Below are 8,237 nucleotides of genomic sequence, written 5' to 3'. Positions count from 1 at the left end.
GAGCAATTCCGTCGATCCTCATTCCGAAAAACGCACACGCGAACGAGACGACACGAGGCCGTTCATCGAGGTGGGTCCTGCGGAATGGCTGCCCGGGGACCGACCGGAGTCGGTGTTCACCGGCGGGCAACTCGGAGAACATTACGGATCCCCCGTACGTCTGTCAAACCAGGGCAGCCGGGTCAGTCCAGGTCCCTCAGGCGGCCGCCGGCGTCCGGCTGGTCGGCCTCGACGCGGCGGAGGAGGCGGGTCAGGAGGTCGCCCAGGACGTTGCGTTCGTCGAGGGCGAGGTCCTGGAGGAGGTCCGCCTCGAAGACGGAGGCCATGCGCATCGTCTCCAGCCACTTGCTGCGGCCGAGGTCGGTGAGCTCCACGATGACGCGGACGCGGTTGCTCTCGTCACGCTCCCGGGTGACCAGACCTTCCGCCACCATGCGGTCGATGCGGTGGGTCATGGCGGCCGGGGTGAGGCCGAGTCGCTTGGCCAGGTCGCCGGGGCCGAGGCGGTACGGACGGCCCACGACCACAAGGGCCTTGAGGACCTCCCACTCGGCGCTGGTGATGCCGACGGCCGACAGGTGCCGGCTGTAGCCCACGTTCATACGGCGGTTGAGCCTGCCCAGGGCCGTGACGATCTTCTCGACCTGGGGGTCCACCTCGGGGTATTCGCGCTGGTAGATCGCGATCTGCTCATCGAGGTCCAGCTCCTGCGGGGTGCCGGCAGGGCCGTCGGCTGCACTCGTCATGGCAGGAGTGTCCCACGAAACCCGTTGGCCCTAAAGACTTCCGGCATGTACTGTTTAGCTTCGAAGTTTAAAGTTGAAGTCTTCAAGTTCGAGGACTACTGACCTAAGGGGTGAGTGTGACCACCGCGATGGGCGCCGCGCTGCGCCGGATCCAGCTGGGCAACGCGCTGAGCGCGTTCGGCAACGGCTTCACCGTCCCGTTCCTGTTCGTCTACGTGGCGCAGGTGCGGGGACTGGGAGCGGGCACGGCGGGTGTCGTGCTGTCCGCGTTCGCCGTCGCCGCGCTCGCCGTGCTGCCGTTCACCGGTCGGACGATCGACCGGAGCGGCCCGCTGCCCGTGCTGCTGACGGGTGCGTTCGCGGCTGCGGTGGGCTCCATGGGCTTCGGGCTCGCCTCGAGCGCGCCCCTGGTGGTCGCCGCGTCCGCGGTGATGGGCGCGGGCATCGCCGTGATGCAGCCGGCGCTGGCCACGCTCATCGTGTGGTGCTCCACGCCGAAGACGCGGTCGCGGGCCTTCGCGACGCAGTTCTTCCTGAGCAACCTCGGGCTGGGTGTCGGTGGCCTGCTGGGCGGGCTGCTGGTCGACACCTCGCGGCCGGACTCCTTCACGCTGCTGTTCTCGATCGAGGCCGCGATGTTCCTGGTCCTCGGTGTCGTCGCGGCTTCCGTGCGGCTGCCGAAGGCGGCGCGCATGGAGGCGGCGCCGACGGACAAGGCGGCCGGCGGTTGGCGGGCGCTGTTCGCCGACCGGGCGATGGTGCACCTGTGCGTGCTGGGCGGGGTTCTGTTCTTCGCCTGCTACGGGCAGTTCGAGTCGGGGTTGTCGGCGTACGCGGTCGAGGTGACCAAGGTGTCGCCGGCGACGCTGGGAATCGCCCTCGCGGCGAACACCGCGGCGATCGTGGTGGCGCAGTTCCTCGTCCTGCGGCCGGTGGAGCGGCGGCGGCGCAGCCGGGTGATCGCGGCGGTCGGTCTGCTGTGGGCCCTGGCGTGGGTGGTCGCCGGTCTCGCCGGGCTCACGGGCTCCGCGCACGGGATCGCGACGGCCATGCTGATCGGCACGTACGCGCTGTTCGGGCTCGGCGAGGCGATGCTGTCGCCGACGGTCGCGCCGCTGGTGGCCGACATGGCGCCGGAGCGGATGGTCGGCCAGTACAACTCGGCGTTCGCGCTGGTGAAGCAGTTGGCGCTGGCCGTGGGCCCGGCGGTCGGCGGGCTCATGGCGGGCAGCGGGATGTACGCCGAGTACATCGTGATGCTGGTCGCGTGCTCGCTGGCGGTCAGCGTGCTCTCGGTGCGGCTGGGCCGACGTCTCACGGTCGGGCAGGACGCGCCGCTGCGCGAGCCCGTGCTGGCGGCGTGATCCTCCCTCAGGTGGGGAGCGCGAACTCGCACCACACCGCCTTGCCGCCGCCGGGGGTCCGCCGGGATCCCCAGGCGGAGGCGATGGTGGCGATGATGGAGATGCCCCGGCCGGCTTCGTCGGCCGGTTCGGCGCGGCGGCGGCGCGGCAGGTGGTCGTCGCCGTCGGTGACCTCGATGATCAGGCGCCGGTCGGTGCGTCGCAGCCGTAGCCGCATGGGCGGGACGCCGTGCTGGAGCGAGTTGGCGACCAGTTCGCTGGCGGCGAGGACGCCGAGGTCGACGAGTTCGACGGGGAAGCGCCACGAGGTCAGCACGCCCTGGGCGAAGGCGCGGGCACGGGGGGCCGCCTCGATGCCGCCCAGCAGCTCCAGGGAGGCGTTGCGGAACAGTTCGGAGTCGTTGCCCTCGTGCTGCGGGTACTGCATGACGAGCACGGCGACGTCGTCGGCGTGCTCGGAGGTGACCCCGAGGGCGCGCAGCAGGCGGTCGCAGATGACCTGGGGGCTGCCGGTGGCGCCGGCGAGGGCGTTCATCAGGGCGGAGACGCCCTCGTCGATGTCCTCGCCCCGGCGCTCGATGAGGCCGTCGGTGTAGAGCACGGCGGTGGCACCGGGCCCGAGGGGGACGGAGCCGGAGGTGTGGACCCAGCCGCCGGTGCCCAGCGGCGGACCGGTGGGTTCGTCGGCGCGGCGGACGGTTCCGTCGGCGTCGCGGACGACGATCGGCAGATGGCCGGCGGAGGCGTACGCCAGCCGTCCCTCGCTGGGGTCGTGGACGGCGTAGACGCAGGTGGCGATCTGCGTGGCGTCGATCTCGGCGGCGAGGCCGTCGAGGAGCTGGATGACCTCGTGCGGGGGCAGGTCGAGGCGGGCGTAGGCGCGGACGGCGGTGCGCAGCTGCCCCATGACGGCGGCGGCGCGCACGCCGCGGCCCATCACGTCGCCGATGACGAGGGCGGTGCGGCCGGCGCCGAGGGTGATGACGTCGTACCAGTCGCCGCCGACGGCGGCGTCGGTGCCGCCGGGCTGGTAGGTGGCGGCGACGCGCAGGTCGTCGGGCTGTTCGAGCTCCTGGGGGAGCAGGCTGCGCTGGAGGGTGACGGCGGTCGCGTGGAGGCGGCGCTCGCTCTCGCGGAGGCGTTCGGCGGCCTGGACCTGGTCGGTGACGTCGGTGGCGAAGACCAGGACGCCGCCGGTGTCGCCGCCGTCCTTCACCGGGACGGGGCTGCAGGTGAGGGTGAAGTAGCCCTGCCGGGTGGCGGTGGCGACCCTGCGGGCCTTGACGGTGCGGGGCTTGCCGCTGCGGAAGACCTGGTCCATCAGGGGGAGCAGACCGAGCTCGGCGAGCTCGGGGAGGGACTCGCGGGCCGGGTGCCCTGCGGTGCGGGGGCCGAAGACCTCGGCCCAGGCCTCGTTGACGTACCCGAGGTGGTGCGTGGGCCCGTGCGTGACCGCGATGAGGGCGGGCAGCCGGCCCAGCACCTCGCGTACGGGGAGCGCGTCGAGGGTGTGCGCCGGCGCGTCGGGGTGCTCGGCGGCCTCGCCGCGCGCCGCGGGGACCGCTCCGCCGGACGGGGGTTCGGCACCGGCGGCCGCCGCCTGGGCATTGCGTCGCTGTGTTCCGGGGAGCCGGGCGCTCCAACGCGTGAGGTTCAAACGTCCGATTCCTCGTATTTGTCACTCTTTGCAGGTGCTGGCGCACGCTTGGTCACGGGGTCCAGTGTGGCCGACCCACCGCTCCGGGGGAATCGGCCACCGCATCCGCACTGGCGGTCAGGGCGCGTCGGGCTTGCGGCCGGTCTCCGCGGCGAGCTCGAACTCGGCGCGGGGGTTCTCCAGCGAACCGAGCGAGACGATCTCCCGTTTGAAGAGCCCGGACAGGACCCATTCGGCCAGGATGCGCGCCTTGCGGTTGAAGGTGGGCATCCGGCTGAGGTGGTACGCGCGGTGCATGAACCAGGCAGGGTAGCCCTTGAGTTTGCGCCCGTAGACCTGTGCCACGCCCTTGTGGAGGCCGAGTGAGGCGACCGAGCCCGCGTACTCGTGACGGTAGTCGGTCAGCGGCTCGCCGCGCAGGGCCGCGACGATGTTGTCGGCCAGGACACGGGCCTGGCGCAGGGCGTGCTGGGCGTTGGGCGCGCAGAGCGCCTCGGGGTCGTCGGAGGTGACGTCCGGGACGGCGGCGGCGTCGCCCGCGGCCCAGGCGCCCTCGGTGCCGGCGATCCGCAGGTCCGCGGTGCACTTGATCCGGCCACGCCCGTTGAGCGGCAGGTCGGAGCGGGAGAGCACGGGGTGCGGCTTGACCCCGGCCGTCCACACCAGGGTGCGGGTGGGGAGGCGGGAACCGTCGTCGAGGGCGGCGATGCGGTTCTCGCAGGACTCCAGCCGGGTGTTCAGGCGGATGTCGACGTTGCGGCCGCGCAGCTCGCGGACGGCGTACCGGCCCATCTCCTCGCCGACCTCGGGGAGGATGCGGTCGGTGGCCTCCACCAGGATCCACTTCAGGTCGTCGGCCTCGACGTTGTGGTAGTAGCGCACCGCGTAGCGGGCCATGTCCTCCAGCTCGCCCAGGGCCTCCACGCCGGCGTAGCCGGCGCCGACGAAGACGAAGGTCAGGGCGGCCTCGCGGACCTCGACGTCCCGGGTGGAGGAGGCGATGTCGAGCTGCTCCAGGACGTGGTTGCGCAGCCCGATGGCCTCCTCGACGGTCTTGAAGCCGATGCCGTGCTCGGCGAGGCCGGGGATCGGCAGGGTGCGGGAGACCGAGCCGGGTGCCAGCACCAGGTGGTCGTAGGGCAGCTCCAGCGCGGCGGAGCCCTCCTCCTCGGTGGCGAGGGTGGTGAGGGTGGCGACCCGTTTGCCGTGGTCGATGCGCCGGGCCTCGCCGATGACCAGCGTGCAGCGGTCCAGGACCCGGCGCAGGGGCACCACGACGTGGCGCGGCGAGATGGAGCCGGCCGCCGCCTCGGGCAGGAAGGGCTGATAGGTCATATAAGGCTGCGGTTCGACCACGACGATTTCCGCTTCGTCGCGCTTCAGCCTGCGCTGCAGCCGCAAAGCGGTGTACATGCCCACATAACCGCCGCCGACGACCAGGATGCGCGGGATCCCGGATTCTTCTGCCGCACCGGACGGCCCCTTGAGTGCTGCCATCGTCCCATGAGGCAATGGGCCATCGGGGTTTGTCCACAGGGCGTACGGCAATGAATGGCCGAATCCTGTTCTCCGGCAGGTCACGGGCGGGTTGCCGACCGGTGTGAAGTGCCTGAACGGAGAATCGGCGGCCGTGGTACTCCGATCGTGGGTGGACTCCCCCTTCATTCTTGACCGGGGCTCAACTATGTTCGTATCCGGCCGGGGTGCCCGTGCGGCGTCGTCCGCCGTCTCCCGGCGATCATGGGGTGGGGAAGTCTCCGGGGGGAGACGCGATTAACCGGGGGATACACATATGCATATCCAGGACCCTCAATGGGCGATGACCGCGACCGTCAGCGGTCATCCGGACACGGTCGTACGGGGAGTCGGCGGCAGTCGTACGTCGCCGCTGCGCGTGGACGCGCAACGCAACCTCGAGCACGTCCTGCGGGCCGCCCGCGAGGTCTTCGGCGAGCTGGGGTACGGCGCGCCGATGGAGGACGTGGCGCGGCGGGCCCGGGTGGGCGTCGGCACCGTCTACCGGCGCTTCCCCAGCAAGGACGTGCTGGTGCGGCGCATAGCCGAGGAGGAGACGGCACGCCTGACGGAACAGGCGCGCGCGGCCCTGGGCCAGGAGGAGGAGGCCTGGTCGGCGCTGTCCCGCTTCCTGCGCACGTCGGTGGCCTCCGGCGCCGGGCGGCTGCTGCCGCCGCAGGTGCTGCACGTGCAGCCGGCCGGTGCCCCGGACGGGGCGCGCGTGCCGCAGCAGCGCGGGGCGGGGGAGGACGTCGCCTCGGGCGCCGGTGTCGCCACGCTGCTGGACGTCGTCGGGCAGCTGGTGGAGCGGGCGCGGGCGGCCGGTGAACTGCGCGCGGACGTGTCGGTGGCCGACGTGCTGCTGGTCATCGCCACCTCGGCGCCGTCACTGCCGGACCCGGCCCAACAGGCGGCCGCCTCGGGCCGGTTGCTGGACATCCTGCTGGAAGGGCTGCGGTCCCGTCCGGGGGCGTGAGGCTGACCCGTTCAGGTGATGACCCGCGTCCGGGGGGTGAAACTCCCCGGACGGGTGGTTCTGGTGCTTGACAGCTCGTCGGACGGTACGGGTGTGCCACTCTTACGCCCGTGGATGAAGGAAACGGGGAGTCCGGTCCGCCCGCGGAGGCGGGGGCGGACTCCGGTGGGGACCCGCCGTCCGGCCGCGTACCCGGGCAGCGGGATCCGCTCGCGGAACGCCTCCCCAAAGCCGCGGACACCCCCGGGGCGCAGCTGTCCGACGCCGACCTGGTCGCCCGTGTGCGCGGCGGCGACGACAGCGCGTACGAGGAGCTGTACCGGCGGCACGTGGCGGCCGTGCGGCGCTACGCACGGGGCTGCTGCCGTGACCGGCACACCGCGGAGGACCTGACCGGCGAGGTCTTCGCCCGCACGCTGCAGGCGATCCGCGGCGGCAGCGGCCCGGACGCCGCGGTGCGGGCCTATCTGCTCACCACGGTGCGGCGGGTCGCCGCGTCGTGGGGCAGCACCGCCAAACGGGAGCAACTGGTCGACGACTTCGCCGTGTTCGCGGTCACGTCGGCCGGTGCCGCGGCGGGCGAGGGCGCCCAGGAGCTGGGTGCGGACGTGCGCGCGATGCACGAGGCCGAACGGTCGCTGGCCATCCAGGCCTTCCGTACGCTCCCCGAGCGCTGGCAGGCGGTGCTGTGGCACACCGCGGTCGAGGAGGAATCACCCAGCAAGGTCGCTCCGTTGCTCGGCCTGACGGCCAACGCGACGGCCGTCCTGGCGCACCGCGCCCGCGAGGGACTGCGCCAGGCCTACCTGCAGGCGCACGTCTCGTCCTCGCTGACCGCCGAGGGAGCCTGTGCCCGCTACGCGGACCGGCTCGGTGCGCACGCCCGCGGCGGTCTGCGGATGCGGGCCGACCGGGAGCTGCGCAAGCACCTGGAGGAATGCGCCAAGTGCCGCCTCGCGGCAGCGGAGCTGGCGGACGTGAACGCGGCGCTCAAGGGGCTGCTGCCGGTCGCGGTCGTCGGCTGGTTCGGCGCGGCGTACGCGGCGAAGGCGGCGGGCATCGCCGCGGGCGGTGCGGCGGCCGGTGCCGGCGCTGGTGCCGCGGCCGCCGCGGCGTCGGGCGGCGCTTCGGGCGGTGGCGCGGCGGCGGGTGCCGGTGGTGCGGCGGCCGCCGAAGGGGCCGCCGCACCGGTGAAGATCACCGTTGCCGCGGGGCTGGCGCTCGCGGCGGCCGGTGCCGTGGTGGCGATCGCCCTGACCGGGAACGACAGCACACCCCCGCCGCAGGCGGAGAGCAAGCCCTCGGCCGCGCCGGTCGTACCGGCCCCGGCCCCCACACCGACCCCTTCGCCCTCGCGGCGCTCCCCGGCGCCGAGCCCGACGCCGTCCGTCCAGGCTCCCGTACGGGCCGTCACCCCGACCCCGACGCCTCCGGCGCGCCCCGTCGAGGAGCCCGCGCCCACACCCAGCGAGCCCCCGGCGCCGTCCCCCAGCCGTACCCCCGAGCCCACGCCCACGCCCACACCGACGCCGACCCAGGCGCCCGAGCCGGTGGTCTACCGGCTGAGCGCGCTCGGGCACGGCGTCCTCGGCCGGTCGGACCGGCCCACGATCCGCCTCGGCGACTGGGTCTGGCAGCGCTGGGGCCTGGGCATCGACGGCACGCACTACCCCGACGGCATCACGGTCGGTGCGCCGTCCGCCGTCACCATCGACCTCAACCGCTCCTGCACCGCCTTCGACGCCGTGGTCGGCATCGACGACGTCGCACTGGGCTTCGGCGCGGCGCGTTTCTCGGTCCACGGCGACCACGGGCGGCTGTGGCGCTCCGAGGTGCTGCGCGGCGGTGACCCGGGGGTGCCGGTGCACGTGCCGATCGCCGGCAACGCCCGCATCCGGCTGACGGTCGAGCCGACGCGCAGGTTCCACCTGGTGAACGTCGCGGACTGGGCGGTGTCGCGGATCACCTGCGACTGAGGC

6 protein-coding genes are annotated in these 8,237 nt (G+C 73.0%); 3 read left to right on the top strand and 3 right to left on the bottom strand.

Going from position 1 to position 8,237, the window contains the following annotated elements:
• Positions 1-182 precede the first annotated feature (182 nt).
• A complete protein-coding gene (locus tag AC1VWI_RS24055; RefSeq protein WP_499513091.1) occupies positions 183-746 on the bottom strand; it encodes a MarR family winged helix-turn-helix transcriptional regulator in 564 nt (187 codons plus the stop codon).
• A gap of 116 nt (positions 747-862) precedes the next feature.
• On the opposite strand from AC1VWI_RS24055, the gene AC1VWI_RS24050 reads away from it, so the two are divergent.
• A complete protein-coding gene (locus AC1VWI_RS24050; RefSeq protein ID WP_499513090.1) occupies positions 863-2,110 on the top strand; it encodes an MFS transporter in 1,248 nt (415 codons plus the stop codon).
• Between the two features lie 7 nt (positions 2,111-2,117).
• Here the strand turns inward: AC1VWI_RS24050 and AC1VWI_RS24045 are convergent, their stop codons facing one another.
• Positions 2,118-3,767 (bottom strand): ATP-binding SpoIIE family protein phosphatase, encoded by a 1,650-nt coding sequence (locus tag AC1VWI_RS24045; protein WP_499513089.1) that lies wholly within the window; start codon positions 3,765-3,767, stop codon positions 2,118-2,120.
• 117 nt (positions 3,768-3,884) lie between these two features.
• Complete coding sequence (locus tag AC1VWI_RS24040) at positions 3,885-5,264, bottom strand: NAD(P)/FAD-dependent oxidoreductase (protein ID WP_499513088.1); 1,380 nt, start codon at positions 5,262-5,264, stop codon at positions 3,885-3,887.
• Positions 5,265-5,559: 295 nt separating this feature from the next.
• Between AC1VWI_RS24040 and AC1VWI_RS24035 the strand changes: the two genes are divergently transcribed.
• Positions 5,560-6,258 carry a TetR/AcrR family transcriptional regulator gene (locus AC1VWI_RS24035; RefSeq protein WP_499513087.1) on the top strand — a complete coding sequence of 233 codons (699 nt, stop codon included), beginning with the start codon at positions 5,560-5,562 and terminating at the stop codon, positions 6,256-6,258.
• Positions 6,259-6,368: 110 nt separating this feature from the next.
• Positions 6,369-8,234 carry a sigma-70 family RNA polymerase sigma factor gene (locus AC1VWI_RS24030; RefSeq protein ID WP_499513086.1) on the top strand — a complete coding sequence of 622 codons (1,866 nt, stop codon included), beginning with the start codon at positions 6,369-6,371 and terminating at the stop codon, positions 8,232-8,234.
• Positions 8,235-8,237: the final 3 nt, after the last annotated feature.

It is taken from the genome of Streptomyces sp. TOM-9 (genome assembly GCF_056858595.1).
Note: the sequence above shows the minus strand (reverse complement) of the source record. Positions and strands in the feature narration are given on the sequence as shown.